Genomic DNA, 18966 nt, shown 5'->3' on the forward strand with positions numbered 1-18966 from the left:
CCTCCCTCCCCTCCTCCCTCCCCTGCTGGCCTTCGAGGACGTGGCCAAGAGCTTCACCCTGCACCTGCGCGGCGGCGCCGTGCTGCCGGTCATCGCCGGCGCCACCCTGGCGGTCCATCCGGGCGAATGCGTCGTGCTCGGCGGCGCCTCCGGCGCGGGCAAGTCCTCCCTGCTGAAGATGGCCTACGGCCATTACCGCTGCGCCGCCGGGGCGATCCGGGTCCGCGACGGAGCCCGCCTCGTCGACCTCGCCACGGCCGCCCCGCGCGAGATCCTGGCGCTGCGCCGCACCACCCTCGCCTACGTCTCGCAGTTCCTCCGGGTGATCCCTCGCGTGGGTGCCCGCGCCGTGGTGGAGGCCGCCGGAATCGAGGGCGGCCTCGCCCCCGCGGCGGCCCGGACCCGGGCGGCCGACCTGCTGGCCCGCCTCAACCTGCCCGAGCGCCTGTGGGCGCTCCCGCCCGCCACCTTCTCGGGGGGCGAGCAGCAGCGGGTGAACGTCGCCCGGGGCCTCATCGCAGACCGGCCGATCCTGCTCATGGACGAGCCCACCGCCTCCCTCGACGCACGGAACCGCGCCGTGGTGGTGGACCTCATCGCCGAGAAGCGGGCCGCCGGCACCGCCATCCTCGGCATCTTCCACGACGCGGACGTGCGCGAGGCGGTGGCGACGCGCATCGTCGACGTCTCGGCCTTCCGCGGGGCGCTGGCGGCATGATTCGGGATCGGGAACAGGCGGCCATGCGGGAACGGAGCACGATGGACCGGGTCGAGATCCTCGAGAACGCGCGCCTCGTCCTGCCCGACCGGGTCGAGGACGGCTGGCTCGCAATCGTCGACGGGCGCATCGCCGAGATCGGCACCGGGCGTGCCCCCGAGCGCGGCCTCGACTGCGCCGGCGACACCCTCATCCCGGGCCTCGTCGAGCTCCACACCGACCACCTGGAGAGCCACTACGCCCCGCGCCCCGGCGTGCGCTGGCATCCTCTCGGGGCGGTGCTGGCCTACGACGCGCAGATCGCGGCGTCCGGCATCACCACGGTGTTCGATTCGCTGCGCGCCGGCACCGACCCGGACGGCAGCGGCCTCGGCACCGAGCTCAACCTGCTCGCCGCCGCCCTGGCGGAGGCCCAGGAGGCCGGCCTGTTCCGGGCCGAGCACCGCACGCACCTGCGCTGCGAGATCCCCTCGACCGACGTGGTCGAGACCGTGCAGGCCTTCGCCGAGCGCTACGCCGTCGGCCTGCTGTCGCTGATGGACCACACGCCGGGACAGCGCCAGTTCCGCGACGTCGACAAGTACTACGTGTATGCCGGGCGCGGCGGCCGTTCCCTGGAGGAGATCAAGCAAAGCACCGCGCGCAAGATGCGCGACGGCCGCGCCCTCAACGCGGTGAACCGTCCCGCCCTGGTGGCGCTCGCGCACGCCCGCGGCATTCCGCTCGCCAGCCACGACGACACCACCCTGGAGGATGTCGCGCTGTCGCGGGACGAAGCGGTGGTGCTGGCCGAATTCCCCACCACCCTGGAGGCGGCCGAGGCCTCGCACGCGGCCGGTATCACCGTGATGATGGGCGCGCCGAACCTGATCCGGGGCGGCTCGCATTCCGGTAACGTCGCGGCCCACACCCTGGCGGAGGCCGGGACCCTCAGCATCCTGTCCTCGGACTACGTGCCGGCGAGCCTGATGATGGCGGCCTTCGGGCTGCCCGAGCGCGTCCCCGGCATCACCCTGCCGGAGGCCATCGCCACCGTGACGGCCAACCCCGCCCGCGCCACCGGCCTGACCGATCGCGGCCGGCTGGAACCGGGCCTGCGCGCCGACCTCGTCCGCGTCCGACTCGCCCGCGGCGTGCCCGTGGTGCGCCAGGTCTGGCGGGCCGGCGAGCGGGTGGTGTGATGCCCGGCGGCTTCGTCCTCGTGGTCGGCCCCAGCGGGGCCGGCAAGGACACCCTGCTGCGGCTGGCCCGGGATGCGCTCGGCCCGGGCCCGCGCTTCGTCTTCCCCCGCCGCCTCGTGACCCGGGCACCCTCGGCCCACGAGGACAACGTCGCGCTCACGGAGGAGGCCTTCGCCGAGGGAGCCGCCGCCGGTGCCTTCGCCCTGCACTGGCGGGCGCACGGCCTCGGCTACGCGATTCCCGGCGCGATGCTGGACGAGGCGCGGTCCGGGCGGGTGGTGATCTGCAACGTCTCCCGGCGGATCGTGGCGCAGGCCCGCGAGACCCTGCCGAATGTCGGCGTCGTCACCATCACGGCCGCGCCGGAGGTGCTGGCCCGCCGTCTTGCCGCCCGCGCCCGGCCCGAGGACGGCGACCTGCGCACCCGCCTCGATCGCGTCGTGCCGGTCGAAGCCGAGTGCACGATCTGGAATGATCGCGACCCGGACAGTGCCGCCGCCGTCTTGGTCGCGCATCTGCGGAAACGGGCCGCCTGAGCCTTCGGTCGACCAGGGCCGGTCCCGGGACGCAGCAGAGCGTAGACGACAAGACCCGACCGACAGGACTCAAACGCGAAGAGCGCGGCCCCGTCGGGACCGCGCTCTTCACGTTTCGACCGTTCGGCCGGGCGCTCGCGCGCCCGGCCAAGGCGTGCGGCTCACGCCTCCTGGCGGGGTCCGCGGGCGCGGTCCTGCTCGGCGTTGCGCTCGGCCTTGAGCTTCTCGGTGATGTCCTCGCCGGTCTCCTGGTCGACAACCTTCATCGAGAGGCGGATCTTGCCGCGGTCGTCCTGGCCGAGGAACTTCACCTTGACCTTCTGGCCTTCCTTGACGACGTCCGTCACCTTGGCGACCCGCGCGGCGGCGAGCTCCGAGATGTGGACGAGGCCGTCCTTGGCGCCGAAGAAGTTCACGAAGGCGCCGAACTCCATCGTCTTCACGACGGTGCCGTCATAGATCATGCCCGGCTCGGCTTCCGCCACGATCGAGCGGATCCAGTTGTAGGCCGCCTTGATGGCCTTGCCGTCGCTGGAGGCGATCTTCACCGTGCCGGTGTCGTCGATGTTGATCTTGGCGCCGGTCTTCTCGACGATCTCGCGGATCACCTTGCCGCCGGTGCCGATCACTTCCCGGATCTTGTCGGTGGGGATCTGCATGGTCTCGATGCGCGGTGCGTACTCGCCGAGCTCGGGACGGGCGTCGGTGAGCGCCTTCGCCATCTCGCCCAGGATGTGGACGCGGCCTTCCTGCGCCTGATGCAGGGCGACCTTCATGATCTCCTCGGTGATGCCCGCGATCTTGATGTCCATCTGCAGCGAGGTGATGCCGGCTTCCGTGCCCGCCACCTTGAAGTCCATGTCGCCAAGGTGGTCCTCGTCGCCGAGGATGTCAGACAGCACGGCGTAGCGCTCACCCTCGAGGATGAGGCCCATGGCGATGCCCGCCACCGGACGGCGCAGGGGCACGCCCGCATCCATCAGCGACAGCGAGGCGCCGCAGACGGAAGCCATCGAGGAGGAGCCGTTCGACTCAGTGATCTCGGACACGACGCGGATCGTGTACGGGAACTCGTGGGCCGGCGGCAGCACGGGGTGCACGGCACGCCAGGCGAGCTTGCCGTGGCCGATCTCGCGGCGCCCCGGGGAGCCCATGCGGCCGGTCTCGCCCACCGAGTATGGAGGGAAGTTGTAGTGCAGCAGGAAGGTCTCCTTGTAGGTGCCTTCCAGCGCGTCGATGAACTGCTCGTCCTCCCCGGTGCCCAGGGTGGCGACCACGAGGGCCTGGGTCTCGCCGCGGGTGAACAGCGAGGAGCCATGGGCGCGGGGCAGCACGCCGACCTGGGATTCGATCGGTCGCACGGTGCGCACGTCGCGGCCGTCGATGCGCGAGCCGGTGTCGAGGATGTTCCAGCGCACGACCTTCGACTGGGCTTCCTTGAACGCGGCCTTGACCTTCTCCGCCGGGAAGCGGGCCTCGCCCTCGGCGGGGCAAAGGGCAGCCATCACCTTCGCCTTCACGGCGTCGACGGCGGCGTAGCGCTCCTGCTTGACGGTGTTCTTGTAGGCGGCGCGCAGGTCGGACTCGCAGACCTCCAGCACCGCGGCCTCCACGTCGCCGTTCTCGGGCGCGGAGAAGTTACGGGGCTCCTTGGCGGCCTTCTCGGCGAGTCGGATGATCGCCTCGATGACCGGCTGGAAGTGCTTGTGGCCGAACATCACGGCGCCGAGCAGAACCTCTTCGCTCAGCTCCTTGGCCTCGGACTCGACCATCAGGACGGCGTCCTGGGTGCCGGCGACGACGAGGTCGAGGGAGGAGGCTTCGAGGTCGGCGACCAGCGGATTCAGGCTGTACTGGCCGTTGGCGTAGCCGACGCGGGCGGCGCCGATCGGGCCCATGAAGGGCACGCCCGAGAGCGTCAGGGCGGCGGAGGCCGCCACCATCGCGAGGATGTCGGGATCGTTCTCGAGGTCGTGGGTCAGGACGGTGACGACGACCTGGGTGTCGTTGCGCCAGCCCTCGATGAAGAGGGGGCGGATCGGACGGTCGATGAGGCGGGAGACCAGGGTCTCCTTCTCGGACGGACGGCCCTCGCGCTTGAAATACCCCCCGGGGATGCGGCCGGCGGCGTAGGCGCGCTCCTGGTAGTTCACGGTGAGGGGCAGGAAATCGATTCCGGCCTTGGGCTCCTTGGCGGACACGACGGTGGCGAGCACCGAGGTCTCGCCATAGGTCGCCATCACGGCGCCGTCGGCCTGGCGGGCGACCTTGCCCGTCTCGAGGACGAGCTTGCGGTCGCCCCACATCAGCTCTTCGCGTTGGATATCGAACATATGTCTCACCTTCCTGCGGTCGGGCGAACCCGGCGCCGTCAGGGGCAAGATGGCAGGGGGCGCCGCGCGCTGCGCCCCCTGCGATCCTGTCCCCGACGCATCCGCCTTCAAGTCGCCCGGGTCTTCGGGTGGCCGGACCCATTCCGGCAGCCCGAACTGTCGAAACGCGGCCCCGGGCCGGGCCCGGAACCGCGTGAACGCCGTGCTTAGCGGCGGATGCCGAGACGCTCGATGAGGCTGCGGTAGCGGGCCTCGTCCTTGCGCTTGACGTAGTCGAGCAGCGAGCGGCGCTGCGAGACCATCTTCAGGAGGCCGCGGCGGGAATGGTTGTCCTTGCCGTGGGTCTTGAAGTGGCCGGTGAGGTTGGTGATCCGCTCGGTGAGGATCGCCACCTGGACCTCCGGAGAACCGGTGTCCTTGCCGCCGGTCGCGTATTCCTTGATGAGCGCGGTCTTGCGCTCTGCCGTGATCGACATCGCAGTGCCTTTCGGTACGGGTTTTCGGAAAGGGCGGCCTCGTCGCGAGGGCCGCGCCACGCTCGTGGATGGCCGGTGCCGGGATGTCGTCCAGCACGGTCAAGTCCACAAGCAGCTTGTGCCCCGGCCCCGTTCGCACGGGTCGGAGCGGCGCGGACCATACACGAAACCTGCCCCGACGCCAGCCCTCGGGGTGTCGCGGCCACCTGCCCGGTGCTTGGCAAGGTGGTTCAGGCCGCAGCGGCCTCGGTGCCGGCCACCGCGCGGATGTCCCTGGCCAGCGCGTCGATTCGGGCCGGATCCGAATCCCAGGCGAACATGAAGCGGGCACCGCCGCCGATGAAGGTGTAGAAGCGCCAGCCTCGGGCGCGCAGGGCCTCGAGGTGCTCGGGCGCGGCGCGCAGGAACACCGCGTTGGCCTCCACCGGAAACATCAGCGCGAAGGCGTGCACGTCCGACACGGCTGCGGCGAGACGCTGGGCGCAGCCGTTGGCGTGGGCCGCATGGCGCAGCCAGGCCCCATCCTCCAGCACGCCGACCCAGGGTGCCGAGAGGAAGCGCATCTTCGAGGCGAGCTGCCCCGCCTGCTTGCAGCGGTAGCCGAAATCCTCGGCCAGCGCGGCATCGAAGAACAGGATCGCCTCACCCGCGGCCATGCCGTTCTTGGTGCCGCCGAAACAGAGGAGGTCGACGCCCGCCTTCCAGGTCATGTCGGCGGGGCTGCAGCCGAGGCTGGCGCAGGCATTGGCGAAGCGCGCGCCGTCCATGTGGAGGCGCAGGCCGAGATCCCGGCAGGTGGCGGCGATGGCACCGATTTCGGCGAGGCTGTAGAGTTGGCCCGTCTCGGTGGGCTGGGTGATCGTCACCACCCGGGGCTTCGGGAAGTGGATGTCCGACCGCCCCGTGGCGACGCCGCGGATCAGGGCCGGATTCAGCTTGCCGTCGGGGCTCGCCACCACGAGGAGCTTCGAGCCGTTCGAGAAGAACTCGGGGGCGCCGCACTCGTCGGTCTCGACATGGGCCGAGGCCGAGCAGATGACGCTGTGGTAGGATTGGCAGAGAGAGGCCAGCGCCAGGGCGTTGGCGGCCGTGCCGTTGAAGGCGAAGAACACCTCCGCGGCCTCCGTTTCGAACAGGCTCCGGAAGGTGTCGGCCGCCCGCTTCGTCCAGGGATCCTCGCCATAGGCCGGTACCGAGCCGCTGTTGGCCGCCTCCATCGCGCGCCAGGCCTCGGGGCAGATACCGGCGTAGTTGTCGCTCGCGAATTGCTGGGGCTCGGGGGGCATGGCTCGCTCTCGTCTGGCACGGCGCGCATCAGGAACGCAGGGACCGACCGAAACGAAGATATGGCGAAGCCCGTTTGGTTGCCGGTCCGGCCACATCCCCGCCGTTTGCCGGAGGGTGCCACCTTGCCCGGGAGAGCAGGTTGGCGTCAGGGATCGCCCCGACTCTTGATGCTGGCCGACTTCCTATCAGAGGGGCGACTGGCTGACAACGCGGATAGGTTGCCGCCCGGCCGGGCGGCCCCGGTTCGATGTGGGATGACCCCGGCGGAACCTCTGGCGTGGGACTTGCGCCGGTTGGTGCGCGATCCGCTCCCATGCGAAGGTTCGGCCGATGACGGGCAACAGCCTCACCGCGCGCAAATCCGTCGCCGACATCTTGGCCGCCGCTGAGAGTGGCGAGGCGGCGCAGCTGCCGCGGTCCCTCTCGGCCTTCGACCTCGTGGCCCTCGGTGTCGGGGCGACCATCGGGGCGGGCATCTTCGTCCTGACCGGCACGGCGGCGGCGCACTATGCCGGCCCGGGCCTGACCCTGTCCTTCGTGCTCGGCGGCATCGCCTGCGGGTTCGTCGCCCTCTGCTACGCCGAGCTTGCCGCCATGGTGCCGGCCCCGGGCAGCACCTACACCTATGCGTACGCAACCCTGGGTGAAGTCTGCGCCTGGATCATCGGCTGGGATCTCGTCCTCGAATACGCCATGAGCGCCGCCACCGTGGCGGTGGGCTGGTCGGGCTATGCCCGCTCGCTCCTCGGCAGTGTCGGCTTCCACCTGCCCCCATTTCTCACGGCGGCCCCCTTCAGCGCCCTGCCCGGCGGGGCCACTGCGTGGTTCGACCTTCCGGCGGCCGCCATCATCGGCGTGCTGACCCTGCTGCTGATGCGCGGAAACCGCGAATCGACGCGGGTGAACGCCGTGATGGTGGCGATCAAGGTCGCGATCATCCTGGCCTTCGTGGGCATCGGCGGCGCCCACGTGGACCCGGGCCTGTGGTCGCCCTTGGTGCCGGAAAACACCGGCTCCTTCGGCGAGTTCGGCTGGAGCGGAGTGCTGCGCGGGGCGGGCGTGGTGTTCTTCGCCTTCATCGGCTTCGAGACGATCTCGACGGCGGCCGGCGAGACGCGCCGGCCCCAGCGCGACGCGCCGATCGGGCTCCTGGGCTCGCTGGGCATCAGCACCCTGCTCTACGTGGCGGTGGCGGCGGTGCTCACCGGCCTCGTCCCCTATCGGGCGCTCGACGTGCCCGATCCCATCGCCAAGGCGGTGGAGGTGATCGGGCTCGGCGCCTTCTCGGTAGCGATCAAGATCGGGGCGATCCTCGGTCTCACGACGGCGGCGCTCGCGGCCCTCTACGGGCAGGCGCGGATCTTCTACGCGATGGCGCGCGACGGGCTGTTGCCGCCGGCCTTCGCCCGGGTGCATCCCCGCTTCCGCACCCCGGCGACCAGCCAGGCCACCATCGGTGCGGTGACGGCCCTGGTGGCGGGCCTGGTGCCGATCGATCTCCTCGGCGAACTGGTGAGCATCGGCACCCTCTTCGCCTTCATGGTGATCTGCACCGCCGTGCTAGTCCTGCGCCGGACCGATCCGGGGCACCCCCGGCCTTTCCGGGTGCCGGGCATGCCGGTGGTCCCGATCCTCGGTATCCTGTCCTGCCTCGGGCTGATGCTCGGCCTGCCCGGGGACACCTGGCTGCGGCTCGCCCTGTGGCTCGCTCTGGGGCTGGCGATCTATTTCGGCTACGGCCGAAGGGCGGCGCGGCTGCGCCGGATGGGTGCGCCGGGCCTGCAGGAGAGCCCGGCGCGCTGACGCTCAGGAATAGTGGCGCGGGCTCGGGCGGCCGGAATAGCGCCGGCGCAGGTAGGAGACGAGCTTCGGGAGCAGGAAGGCGACGAGGAGCTTGCGCATGGTGAGACCTCCGGTTGCGGTAGGCAGCCTGGCGGCCGCCATGTCGGAAACCCAATGCGAGGCCGCGCCCGGGCGTTCCGGAGTCGGCTGAATCAATCTGCGATCTGCTGGCGCCGGTACGGTACTGCGCCGCCCCGGCGCGTGATCACCGCGTGCACGCAGTAGCCGCGGAAACGCTGGGACACCCGCGCCTCTGCGTCCGAGGCGGAGGCTACGGCCGCGACCGCCTGCGGCAGGGCTGCACGCGGGGTCACCGCGAAGGCGGCGAGCCATCGGTTGAGGAGATTGCGGGCAGGCCAAGGCAGGCCCGCCTGATCGCCGAAATCCACCACATGGAGGCGGCCGCCCGGCGCGAGGTGTCCCGCGGCCTCGGCCAGGACCCGCTCCCACGGCGGGATCATCGACAGGGCGTAGGAGATCACGATCCGGTCGAAGCTTGCCCGCCCGAACAGGGCCTCCGGATCGAAGTCCGTGGCGTCCCCGCGCGCGAGGCGAATGCGGGGCTCGAGCCCGGCGCGCACGACGCTGCGCGCGGCCGTGGCGAGCATCGCCGCCGAAACGTCGAGGCCGTAGCACGCGACCTCCGGGTAGGTTCGGGCGATGCGCACGAGGTTGCGTCCGGTGCCGCAGCCGATCTCCAGCACCGCGCCGGCCGCAGGCACGTCGAGTTGCGCGATCGCCCGGTCACGCCCGAGGAGATAGAACTTGCGGCTGGCGTCGTAGAGGTGGCGCTGGCGCCGGTACATCCGGTCCATCGCCTGCGCGGCGTCGCTCACGCGGCACGCAGGCGGTAGAGATGGAAGCCGCCGTAGATGGCCGAGCGGTCGCGGGCCTGTCCTGCGCGGCTCTCGGCCTCGGCATAGTCCCAGGCGTCCAGGATCCCGTCCGGCACCCGGCCCGGCAGGCAGCGCTCGTCGGCGGCCGTGCGGAAGATGACCCGGGCGCCCGGCCGGGCGGTGCGGGTGATCTCGGTCCACAGGGCGGTCAGGTCGGCGTCGCTCATCCAGTCCTGCGCGTCGAGGAGCACGTAGGCATCCGCACTCCGGTCGGGGCTGGCGGCCAGGAACGCCGTCATCGATTGCTGGCGATAGCTCACGCGTCCGGCCCGAGCCCGCAGGGTCTCGAAGTGGCGCGGCTGGAGGTAGGGCGGCAGGGCGGCGTCGGAGCCCGGCGCGTAGCCGCGCCCGAAAGCCTGCCAGGCGAAGTAGTTGTCGGCGAGGTCGAAGTCGCAGGCAAGGCGCTCCAGGCGGTGGCGCAGCACGTCGACCATGCCGCCCGGGTGGTCCTTGGCGAGGGCGCGGTACTGGGCCGGAGGGATCCCGAGGCCGTAGAGGGAGGCCGGGCGCCGGATCAGCCAGCGCACGAGGCGCTTCTCGAACAGCGGCGCCACATGGGCATCGAACAGGGTCCGCTGCTCGGCCCGGTCACGGGCCTTGAGAACGGCGGAAAGATCGCAGCCGTAGAGCCGCGCCAGCCGGTGCCCGGTTCCGAGGAAGCGTCCAAGAAGGCCGTGCCGGAAGACGTTCTCCGAGAAGGCGGCGATGCGCCGGTGTCCATCGAGGCGCCGGGCCTCCCAGTACGCTCGTGCGGAGGCGTCGAGATGCGGTGCGATCCGCGCATCGTAGGCGGCGATGTTGTCGGTCGTGTCGGCGCGCCCGAAGAAGTGCAGATAGGCCGCCGAATCCGGCAACCGGGTCAGGGCCGCGAGCTTCAGGCGCCCGAGGGCGATATGTGCCCCGTTGAGGTCGACCGCGCTGATCCGTGCCGGACCGGCGGTGAGGTAGGAGAGGACGTTGCAACTGCCCGACGCGATCGCGACGACGTGGTCCTCCGGCCCCAGCGCCAGGGCCTCCAGGTCGACCGCCGGATCCTCCCAGATCTGGGGATAGACCAGCCCGCTGAAGGCCAGGGTGAAGAGCCGTTCGGACAGGCCGGCGCGGGACAGGGCGCTGCTGCGATGCACGGCCTGGGTCAGGCCGAGGCTGGTTTCGCGGCGGACCGCCCGTGCTGCGGGGTTCATGCGGGCTCTCGGGCTGTCCATCGGGGATGATGGACGCCGCCCCTACGCCTCGTGCATGACCGGCCGGTGACAGCCCTCAGAGTTCCAGGGTCAGCGTCACCGGCGCGTGGTCGGAGGGGCGCTCCCAGCCGCGCGCGTGGCGGGCCACGGTGACGTCGCGGACCGTACCGGCGAGGTCGGAAGAGACCCAGGCATGGTCGAGGCGGCGCCCCTTGTTGGCGGCGGCCCAGTCTGGGGAGCGGTAGCTCCACCACGTGTAGATCTTCTCCGGCTCCGGCACGAGCAGGCGGGCGGTGTCGACCCAGCCCGCCTCGCCCCGCAAGGTCTCGAGGCGCTCGGTCTCGACGGGGGTGTGGCTCACCACATCGAGGAGCTGCTTGTGCGACCAGACGTCGTGTTCGAGCGGCGCCACGTTGAGGTCGCCCACCAGGATCGCCGGTCCCGTGACCCGCCGCCCGCCCCAGGCGCGCAGTTCATCGAGGAAGTCGAGCTTGTGCGCGAATTTCGGGTTGAGGCCGCGGTCGGGCACGTCGCCGCCGGCCGGCACGTAGAAATCGTGCAGCACGATTCCGGCCGCCTTCCCCGCCTCCGGCCCCAGCGCCGCCGAGATGTGGCGGGCGTCCTGGCGTTCGCAGAACGCCATCACGTCGCGCGTGAGGAGGGGAAAGCGCGAGAGGATCGCGACGCCGTTGTAGCCTTTCTGGCCGGCGAACACGACGTGCTCGTAGCCTGAGCCGCGCAGGGCCTTGAGGGGAAACGCGTCATCCGGGCATTTCGTCTCCTGCAGGCAGAGCACGTCCGGCTGCGCCTCGGCGAGAAAGCGCAGGACCGAGTCGATGCGCAGGCGCACCGAGTTGATGTTCCAAGTGGTGATGGTGAGGCGCACGGCGTTCGGCTCGCGTGAAACTGGAAAATGTTTAAAGGATCGTGCGCGCGTCGGCGCGGCGGGCCGGCATAAACCGGATCGCCGCGCCCGTCGCCGGGAAATGCTGCGCTGGGGGGTCGCGATCCGTGCGGACCCTGGGCGAGATCGAGGGATCGTCACCGTGTCGCGCATCCGTTCCGCGCTCTTCAACGCCTACTGGGCCGGCTGGACCGCCCTGTTCATCGTACCGCTGGCAGTGCTCGCCCTGCTGGGCGCGCCCGCGCGACCCATCCGCGCCTTCACCCGCCTGTGGTCGCGCGGCATCCTATTCGGCCTCGCCCGCATCGTCGGGCTCACCTACGTCGAGGAGGGACGCGCCCGCATCCCATCCGAGCCCTGCCTCATCGTGGCCAACCACCAGTCGGCCTGGGAGACCCTGGCCTTCCTCGTGCTGGTGCCGAACGTCGCCATCGTGGCCAAGCGCGAGCTGGTGGCGATCCCGATCGTCGGCTGGTTCCTGCGCCGCTCGCCAATGATCATCATCGACCGGGCCAACGGCACTCAGGCCCTGCGGGTGATGATCGACGAGAGCCGTGCGGCGATCGCGCAGGGGCGCTCGGTGCTGATGTTTCCGGAAGGCACTCGCGGCGGCATCGCCGAGCCGGTCCAGTTCAAGCGCGGGGTCGAGCTGCTCTATGCCAAGCTCGGCCTCTCCGTGCTGCCTGTGGCGGTGAATTCCGGCCTGTACTGGCCCCACGGCGGCGCCCGCCACCGGCCCGGCGCCGTCACGGTGAGCTACCTGCCTCCCCTGCCCCCGGGCCTGAGCGGCGCCGAGTTCATGCGCGGGACGCAAGGTGCGATCGACGCCGAGCTGAATCGCTGGCGTGACCCCGCTGCGCCGGTGGCCCCGGCGCTGCGGGTCGAGGCCTCGTAGGGGCCGGGTCCTACGCGTCGAGCCCCTCGGCCTTGCGCTGGGTGGCCCGGCGGCGCTCGACGCGGGCCACCGAGAAGATCGAGGCCTCGTAGAGCAGCAGCATCGGGATCGCGAGGGAGAGCTGCGAGATCACGTCCGGAGGCGTCAGCACGGCGGCGGCCACGAAGACGAGGACGATGGCGTAGCGGCGCTTCTCGCGCAGGAACGCCGTGTCGATCACACCGATCTGCCCGAGCAGGGTCAGGATCACCGGCAGCTGGAAGGCGATGCCGAAGGCGAAGATCAGCGTCATGATGAGCGAAAGGTACTCGTCCACCTTCGGCAGGAGGGCGATCGTCGCCTCGCCCGGTTGCCCGATCTGCTGCAGCGAGACCGAGAACTGGATGAGCAGCGGCATCGCCAGGAAGAACACCACCAGGGCGCCGAGGATGAAGAAGATCGGCGTGGCGATGAGGTACGGCAGGAAGGCCTGGCGCTCGTTACGATAGAGGCCCGGGGCCACGAAGGCGTAGATCTGCGTCGCGATGACCGGGAAGGCCAGGAAGCCGGCACCGAACACGCTGAGCTTGATGTTGGTGAACACCTGCTCGAGGAAATGCGTCGCGATCAGCTTGGCGTTCTCGACGCCCACCACGGAGACGTAGGGGTAGACGAGAATGTTGTAGATGTGCCGCGAAAAAAAGAAGCACCCGAAGAACATCACCACGAAGGCGGCCAGCGACTTGATCAGCCGCGATCGCAATTCGATGAGATGGTCGAGGAGCGGGGCCCGCGAGGCTTCGATCTCGGCTTCGTCGGTCTCGTTGATCATCGGCCGGAATCAAGCTGGGGTTTGGCCGGCGTCTCGGGACGAGGCGACGCGGTGTGAGTCGGGTCGGCGGGGGCGACCGGCGGTTCGGCGGTCCAGGCATGGGTCGCCGGTGCGGGAGCATCCGGCAGCGGGTGCGGCGGCAGGTCGGGCAACGATTCCACCGGGCCGGCCGCGTGCGCGTCGTGCTCGGGCGGAGCCTGGATCGTGTTGTCCCGCTCGGCCAGCTGATCGGCGACGTTGGCGAGACCTTGGGCCGGTGAGGGCGTGGTCTTCGTCTCGACCCGGCCGTCAACCGCGCCCTTCAGCTCGTCGCGAATGGTCTGCACCGGGTTGAAGGTCGGTCCCATCGTGCTCGCCGAGCGCTTGACCCCGTCCACCTCGCGGCGAATCTCGTCGAACTCCGCCTCGCGGATCGCCTCGTTGAACTGCGACTGGAACTCGCCGGCCATGCGGCGCATCTTGCCCGTGATCTGGCCGACCGTGCGCAGGGCCTTCGGCAGATCCTTTGGGCCGATGACGATGAGGGCGACGCCGCCGATCAGCATCACCTCGCCCCAACTCATGTCAAACATGGTGTCGACTGTCCCGCGACCGTGCGCCGCCCATCAACGGCGCGCTGCCCATGGCAGGTCGCGGCGCCGTGCGCCAGACCCGCGATCGGCCGCAGCGCCCCATTCTCGTGTGGCGGATCAGACGACCTTGCGGTCGGCCGACACCGTGTTGGCGGTGGCGGGCTCGCCCTGGTGGGGTAGCGTGCGCACCGGCTCGCCTGCGCTCGGCGGCGGCACGGCCGTGGTGGTCGGCGCCTCGTCCTCGGCCATCCCCTTCTTGAAGGCCTTGATGCCCTTGGCGACGTCGCCCATCAGGTCCGAGATCTTCCCGCGGCCGAACAGCAGCATCACGATGCCGGCGACGATGATCCAGTGCCAGATACTCATGCTGCCCATGGCAACCTCCCGCGCCGCAGCCAGAACACTGCGCGGCGCCGTCTCGTGTGTCGATTGAGGGCGAACCTAAGGATCGGGCACCCCGAGCACAAGAAGTGCGGGTGACGCGCGCTCCGTTCCGATCGCCGCATCGCGGGCATGCAAGTTCCGGCCCGCCGCCGGTTCATAGACCAGTCCCGCGCCCTTGTCGCCCGATCCGGCGCTGGCGTTCAGGCGGCCAAGAACTCAGGCGGCCAGGGACAGGGCGGCCTCGAAGCGAGCGCGGGCCTCGTGAACGTCGAAGGCGTCCGGCCCGGCGGGCAGGCGGGCCAGGGCTGCTTCGGCCCGGCGCAGGGCCGCGCCGGCCAGGACAGGCGCCCCCTCGGCGACGCCGCGCATCTCGTCCGGGTCGCCGTTGCAGTGCAGTCCGACATCGATCCCGGCGGCGAAGCACGCCTCGGTGCGGGCGCGGAACGTCCCCTGAAGGGCGTGCATCGAGAGGTCGTCGGTCATCAGAAGGCCGTCGAAGCCGATGGTGCCTCGGATGATGTCACGGATCACGATGGCCGACTGCGTCGCCGGATGGGCCGGGTCGAGGGCGGTCAGGACGACGTGGGCGCTCATGGCCATCGGCAGGTCGGCGAGCGCACGGAACGGCACGAAGTCCTGGCCGCTCAGGGTGGCGAGGTCCGCCTCGACCACGGGCAGACCTTTGTGACTGTCGCAGCCGGCGCGGCCGTGGCCGGGGATGTGCTTCATCACCGGCAGAACCCCGCCCTGCATCAGGCCCTCGGCGACGGCCCGGCCGATCTCGGCCACCCGATCAGGTGCGGTGGCGTAGGCGCGATCGCCGATCACGTCGTGGGCGCCGGCCACCGGCACGTCGAGGACGGGGGCGCAGTCGACGTTGATGCCGACGCTGGCGAGGTCGTGGGCCATCAGCCGGGCTCCGAGATGCGCGATGGTCGCGGCCGAGCCGTTGAGGCCGCCGAAGCGGCGACCCGCCGGATAGGCCGGCCAGTGGGGCGGCCCCATGCGCTGTACCCGGCCGCCCTCCTGGTCGATGAGGATCGGGGCGTCCGTGCGGCCCACCGTGGCCCGCAGCGCGTCGGTGAGCGCCCGGACCTCGTCGGGCGTGCCGATGTTGCGCTTGAACAGGATGAAGCCCCACGGCGCCACGTCCCGGAAAAAGGCGGCCTCTTGCGCCGAGAGGGTCTTGCCGGCGCAACCGAGGATGAGGGCACGGGAGGTCATGATCGGGGACGCGTCCTCGGAGGGTTGAGCCGGCGCGGCGGGGCGGGAGTCGAGACGGGTTTGCCGACGAATCGACCCGATGCCTACCGGAGCAGGATGGGGCCGGACGACATCGAACGGAATGGGACGCGTACGGGAACGCGGGCGCGTGGCGCTGTGGCCACAGGGCGATCCGCCTCCGAACGCGTCCAATTGGTCTGCCGGCGGCGTGACCGGGCGGCCTGAGGCTCCCGGTCTCTGTTGCCGGACCTCAGTTCTTGGCCACGAAGCACTGGCCGCCGGCGCCCTGGAGCTGGGTGCAGAGGCTGGCCGCCTCGGCCTTGCCGAGGGGTCCGACGCGGACGCGGTAGATCGTCTTGCCGTTCACCTCGGCCTGACGGATCAGGGCGGGCTGGCCGGAAAGCTGGCTGTACTTGCCCTGCATCTGACGGAAGGCGGCCTGGGCTTCGCTCTCGCTGGTACGAACGCCGAGCTGGACGGCGTAGCCGCCACCACCGCCGGACGCTGCGGCAGCGGGCGCTGCCGTCACGGGCGGCGGCGCGGCGATGGCGGATGTCGCCTCGGGTGCCACGGCGGCGACGCGCTGCGGCGCCTTGACGCGCGGAGCCGGGGCCGGGGCTGGCTCCTGCGGCGTCGCGGCGGGCGCCTCGGCCACCGGAATTGTCGCCACGGGTGGCGGCAGCCGGCTCGCGCGCTGGCGCAGGGACGGGCCGGCCGCGGCGCCATCGCCGGATGCACCCGGCAGGGTCATGGTCGGGATCACCGAAGTCGGCGTCGCCGTCGCCTCGGCGGAGGCCTCGCGCTGCGGCGGGGGCGGCGGGGTATCGGGCTTGACCGAGACCGTGCGGACCCGGCGAGGCTCACCGAGGGAATCGGCAAGACCGCCCTGCTGGGCAGGCGCCGTCGCGGCCGTCGGCGCGGCACTGCCGGGGGTCGCCCCACCCTCGCCGCTCCCGAGGGCCGCACGGGCGGCCTGGGCCACGTCGAGAGGCTGCTCCTCGCGATTGACGATCCGGATCTGGCCGTCCTTGGCTGCGCGCTCGTAGATCTGCTTGTTCTGGTCGGGAATCTCGACGCCGTCGGATTTCTGAGGCGCAATCTTCAGGGGCGCGGTGTCGGCTAGGATCGTGGGGACGCCGCCGCCGGTGCCGGAATGGCCGTGCAGGCCGCGCCAGGCCAGGGCGCCGGTGACGCAGAGAGCGAGGACGCTGAGGCCGGCACCCACCGATACGAGGCGGCTGCGCTTGCGCGGCCGTTCGAGGGGGCGGACGCGGTCGTCGGCGTCGTTGGGGGCGAATTCGGCCGCGTTCGGGTCCGGATACCCGCTCTGTGCGTCGGCATAGGCGCCGTTGTCGACGGATGCGAGGTATTGGTCGAAGGCGTCTGTGGGCGAGACCGGGTGAGGCGCGGCCTGATGGGCCGGTGCCTGGGCATAGGACTGGGTTCGGGCCTGGGCCGGTGCATCGACGAAACTCGGCTCGATGCGGCCGCGCGCGGCCGCATCGGTCCGTGCATCGCGGGCCTGGAGCAGGGCTCGGAACGGATCGTCCTGTCCGACGATGCGGGCGAGTTCAGCCAGGGGGTCGGCCTTGGCCGCGCCCGGAGCCTGGACCGGAGCGGGAGCCTGGACAGGAACCGGGGCCGGCGCCGGAGGCTGCTGCAGATCCCGCGCAAAGGCGTCGAAATCGACCGTCGCCCGCGAAGCGTTCGTCGTCATGGCAGCATCCCTCTTCACGCCGAGATCACCTCACCGCATTTCGTCCGGCGCGGTGACGCCCAACACCGCGAGGCCGGAGGCGACGACGCCTCGCAGAGCCTCAACGAGGGCCAATCGGGCCCGTGTGGAGTTTCGGTCGTCAGGATTAATAAACCGTAATTGCGGCAAGTCTTTGCCTTTGTTCCACAAACCATGCAGAGACGAGGCCAGTTCGTAGAGGTAGAACGCCACCCGGTGCGGTTCATGCGCGGTCGCCGCTGCCTCGATGACGCGGGGATATTGCGCGACGAGTCGCATGACCTCGACTTCGCTCGGGTCGGTGAGCAGCGGCAGGTCCGCCTCGCCGAGCAGGCTGGCACGGGAGAAGTCCTCGTCCGGCATCGCTTGCGCGGCCTGGCGGAACACCGAGACGCACCGCGCATGGGCATACTGCACGTAGAAGACCGGGTTCTCCTTCGACTGCTCCACCACCTTGGCGAGGTCGAAATCGAGGGTGGCGTCGTTCTTCCTGTAGAGCATCATGAAGCGCACGGGATCGCGCCCGACCTCGTCGACGACCTCGCGCAGGGTGATGAACTCGCCGGCGCGCTTCGACATCTTCACGGGCTCGCCCGCGCGCAGCAGCCGTACGAGCTGGCACAGCTTCACGTCGAGGGTGGCGCGGCCGTCGCTGACCGCCTTCACGGCGGCCTGCATGCGCTTCACGTAGCCGCCGTGATCGGCACCGAGCACGTCGATGAGGTCGGTGGCGCCGCGGGCGATCTTGGTCCGGTGATACGCGATGTCGGAAGCGAAGTAGGTGAAGGAGCCGTCCGATTTGAGCAGCGGTCGGTCGACGTCGTCGCCGAATTCCATCGTGCGGAACAGGGTCTGCTCGCGGTCCTCCCAGTCGTCGGGCAACTGGCCCTTGGGCGGCGGCAGGCGCCCTTCGTAGACGAGGCCCTTCCCGCGAAGCTCCGCCAGCAGGACCGGCACCTCCGCCTTGAGAGTGGCTTCGGAGAAGAAGACGTCGTGATGGATGCCGAGGCGTGCGAGGTCGTCCCGGATCAGGTCCATCATCGCCGCGATGGCGAAGGCCCGCACCGTGGGGAGCCATTCGGCCTCGGGCTGATCGAGGAGGGCGCGCCCGTGGATCTCGGCCAGCCGGGTGCCCACCGGCACGAGGTAGTCGCCCGGATAAAGCCCCTCCGGTACCGGGCCGACGGGCTCGCCCAGGGCCTCGCGGTAGCGCAGGAAGGCCGAGCGGGCGAGTACGTCGACCTGCGCGCCGGCATCGTTGATGTAGTACTCGCGCGTCACGTCGCGCCCAGCCGCCACGAGGAGGTTGGCCAGGGCGTCGCCGAACACCGCGCCGCGCCCGTGGCCCACATGCATCGGGCCGGTGGGGTTGGCCGAGACGTACTCGATATTGACCCGTCCCCCCGCCATGGCGCCGCGCCCGTAGGCTTCGCCCTCGGCGAGCGCCGCCCGGACGACGCCGTGGAAGATGCCCGGGGCCAGTCGGAGGTTGATGAAGCCGGGGCCGGCGACGCTGGCCTCCGCCACGTCCGGGTCCGCGCGCAGGGCTGCGGCCAATGTCTCGCCCAGGGCCTTCGGATTTGTCTTCGCCTCCTTGGCCAGTACCAGCGCGGCGTTGGTGGCGAGGTCGCCGTGGCTCGCATCGCGCGGCGGCTCCACCACAACGCGAGCGAGGTCGAGCCCCTCGGGCAGCTGCACGGATTGGATGAGGGCCTGCACGGCGCCGCGCACGCGGGCCTCGAAGGTGGCGAAGATGTTCATGGTGCCGTAAAATTCCGTGTCGGGGGCTCGGCGGGGACATCCGTCCCGCGGGGAACGCTCCGCCCCCTCGCCCAGGCCGCGGCATAGCAAGGGCGCTCCCGGGTGTCACGGCGGACCCACTCGCCCCGCTTCGTAAAGGCCTTCTCTCCGAGCACGGTTACCGGCCCGTTGGCGTGATCGCGCCGTTTCGCGACATCGCCGAGACCGCCCATTCGGCCTGTCGCGCG

Annotated in this window: 17 protein-coding genes and 1 riboswitch; of the genes, 5 read left to right on the top strand and 12 right to left on the bottom strand. The window is 70.7% G+C overall.

Going from position 1 to position 18966, the window contains the following annotated elements; translation table 11 throughout:
- Positions 1-22 precede the first annotated feature (22 nt).
- Genes phnL through phnN form a run of 3 tightly spaced genes read left to right on the top strand, consistent with a single transcriptional unit; the run spans position 23 to position 2435 of the window.
- On the top strand, positions 23-718 hold the full coding sequence (phnL, locus tag AC0IWM_RS23085; RefSeq protein WP_471758966.1) for a phosphonate C-P lyase system protein PhnL: 696 nt from the start codon (positions 23-25) through the stop codon (positions 716-718).
- A 23-nt stretch (positions 719-741) separates the two neighbouring features.
- Positions 742-1899 carry an alpha-D-ribose 1-methylphosphonate 5-triphosphate diphosphatase gene (locus AC0IWM_RS23090; protein WP_471758928.1) on the top strand — a complete coding sequence of 386 codons (1158 nt, stop codon included), beginning with the start codon at positions 742-744 and terminating at the stop codon, positions 1897-1899.
- Positions 1899-2435 carry a phosphonate metabolism protein/1,5-bisphosphokinase (PRPP-forming) PhnN gene (phnN, locus tag AC0IWM_RS23095; protein WP_471758930.1) on the top strand — a complete coding sequence of 179 codons (537 nt, stop codon included), beginning with the start codon at positions 1899-1901 and terminating at the stop codon, positions 2433-2435. Before AC0IWM_RS23090 ends, phnN begins: the two co-directional genes overlap by 1 nt.
- A gap of 161 nt (positions 2436-2596) precedes the next feature.
- Here phnN and pnp read toward each other — a convergent pair whose 3' ends face one another.
- From pnp to AC0IWM_RS23110, 3 genes are all read right to left on the bottom strand, one after another.
- Positions 2597-4768 (bottom strand): polyribonucleotide nucleotidyltransferase, encoded by a 2172-nt coding sequence (gene pnp / locus AC0IWM_RS23100; protein ID WP_056468169.1) that lies wholly within the window; start codon positions 4766-4768, stop codon positions 2597-2599.
- Between the two features lie 206 nt (positions 4769-4974).
- Positions 4975-5244: a 30S ribosomal protein S15 gene (gene rpsO, locus AC0IWM_RS23105; protein WP_055950756.1), complete on the bottom strand. Its 270-nt coding sequence runs from the start codon at positions 5242-5244 to the stop codon at positions 4975-4977.
- Between the two features lie 230 nt (positions 5245-5474).
- A complete protein-coding gene (locus AC0IWM_RS23110; RefSeq protein WP_471758932.1) occupies positions 5475-6530 on the bottom strand; it encodes a threonine aldolase family protein in 1056 nt (351 codons plus the stop codon).
- A gap of 64 nt (positions 6531-6594) precedes the next feature.
- Positions 6595-6707: riboswitch (SAM-I-IV-variant riboswitch) on the bottom strand.
- Positions 6708-6861: 154 nt separating this feature from the next.
- Between AC0IWM_RS23110 and AC0IWM_RS23115 the strand changes: the two genes are divergently transcribed.
- Positions 6862-8334 (top strand): amino acid permease, encoded by a 1473-nt coding sequence (locus tag AC0IWM_RS23115; protein WP_471758934.1) that lies wholly within the window; start codon positions 6862-6864, stop codon positions 8332-8334.
- Positions 8335-8525: 191 nt separating this feature from the next.
- Here AC0IWM_RS23115 and AC0IWM_RS23120 read toward each other — a convergent pair whose 3' ends face one another.
- From AC0IWM_RS23120 to xth, 3 genes are all read right to left on the bottom strand, one after another.
- Positions 8526-9179 carry a class I SAM-dependent methyltransferase gene (locus AC0IWM_RS23120; protein WP_471758968.1) on the bottom strand — a complete coding sequence of 218 codons (654 nt, stop codon included), beginning with the start codon at positions 9177-9179 and terminating at the stop codon, positions 8526-8528.
- A gap of 26 nt (positions 9180-9205) precedes the next feature.
- Entirely contained in the window at positions 9206-10453 is a 1248-nt protein-coding gene (locus tag AC0IWM_RS23125; protein WP_471758936.1) for a BtaA family protein, read from the bottom strand.
- Positions 10454-10529: 76 nt separating this feature from the next.
- The gene (gene xth, locus AC0IWM_RS23130; protein WP_471758938.1) at positions 10530-11339 is read right to left on the bottom strand and encodes an exodeoxyribonuclease III; all 810 of its coding nucleotides are present in this window, start codon (positions 11337-11339) and stop codon (positions 10530-10532) included.
- Between the two features lie 160 nt (positions 11340-11499).
- Here xth and AC0IWM_RS23135 point away from each other — a divergent pair, with 160 nt between their 5' ends.
- Positions 11500-12252, top strand: coding sequence for a lysophospholipid acyltransferase family protein (locus AC0IWM_RS23135; protein ID WP_471758940.1), 753 nt, complete (start codon positions 11500-11502; stop codon positions 12250-12252).
- A 10-nt stretch (positions 12253-12262) separates the two neighbouring features.
- Here AC0IWM_RS23135 and tatC read toward each other — a convergent pair whose 3' ends face one another.
- The 6 genes from tatC to argS all read right to left on the bottom strand — a co-directional run bounded on the left by tatC (position 12263) and on the right by argS (position 18739).
- Positions 12263-13063: a twin-arginine translocase subunit TatC gene (tatC, locus tag AC0IWM_RS23140; protein ID WP_471758942.1), complete on the bottom strand. Its 801-nt coding sequence runs from the start codon at positions 13061-13063 to the stop codon at positions 12263-12265.
- Positions 13060-13635: a Sec-independent protein translocase protein TatB gene (gene tatB / locus AC0IWM_RS23145; RefSeq protein WP_471758944.1), complete on the bottom strand. Its 576-nt coding sequence runs from the start codon at positions 13633-13635 to the stop codon at positions 13060-13062. Before tatB ends, tatC begins: the two co-directional genes overlap by 4 nt.
- A 117-nt stretch (positions 13636-13752) precedes the next feature.
- The gene (locus tag AC0IWM_RS23150) at positions 13753-14010 is read right to left on the bottom strand and encodes a twin-arginine translocase TatA/TatE family subunit (RefSeq protein ID WP_056468142.1); all 258 of its coding nucleotides are present in this window, start codon (positions 14008-14010) and stop codon (positions 13753-13755) included.
- 225 nt (positions 14011-14235) lie between these two features.
- Positions 14236-15243 carry a beta-N-acetylhexosaminidase gene (gene nagZ / locus AC0IWM_RS23155; protein WP_471758946.1) on the bottom strand — a complete coding sequence of 336 codons (1008 nt, stop codon included), beginning with the start codon at positions 15241-15243 and terminating at the stop codon, positions 14236-14238.
- Between the two features lie 250 nt (positions 15244-15493).
- On the bottom strand, positions 15494-16960 hold the full coding sequence (locus tag AC0IWM_RS23160; protein WP_471758948.1) for an SPOR domain-containing protein: 1467 nt from the start codon (positions 16958-16960) through the stop codon (positions 15494-15496).
- 30 nt (positions 16961-16990) lie between these two features.
- The gene (argS, locus tag AC0IWM_RS23165; RefSeq protein ID WP_471758950.1) at positions 16991-18739 is read right to left on the bottom strand and encodes an arginine--tRNA ligase; all 1749 of its coding nucleotides are present in this window, start codon (positions 18737-18739) and stop codon (positions 16991-16993) included.
- Positions 18740-18966 lie beyond the last annotated feature (227 nt).

The organism is Methylobacterium sp. AC433 (assembly GCF_979253015.1).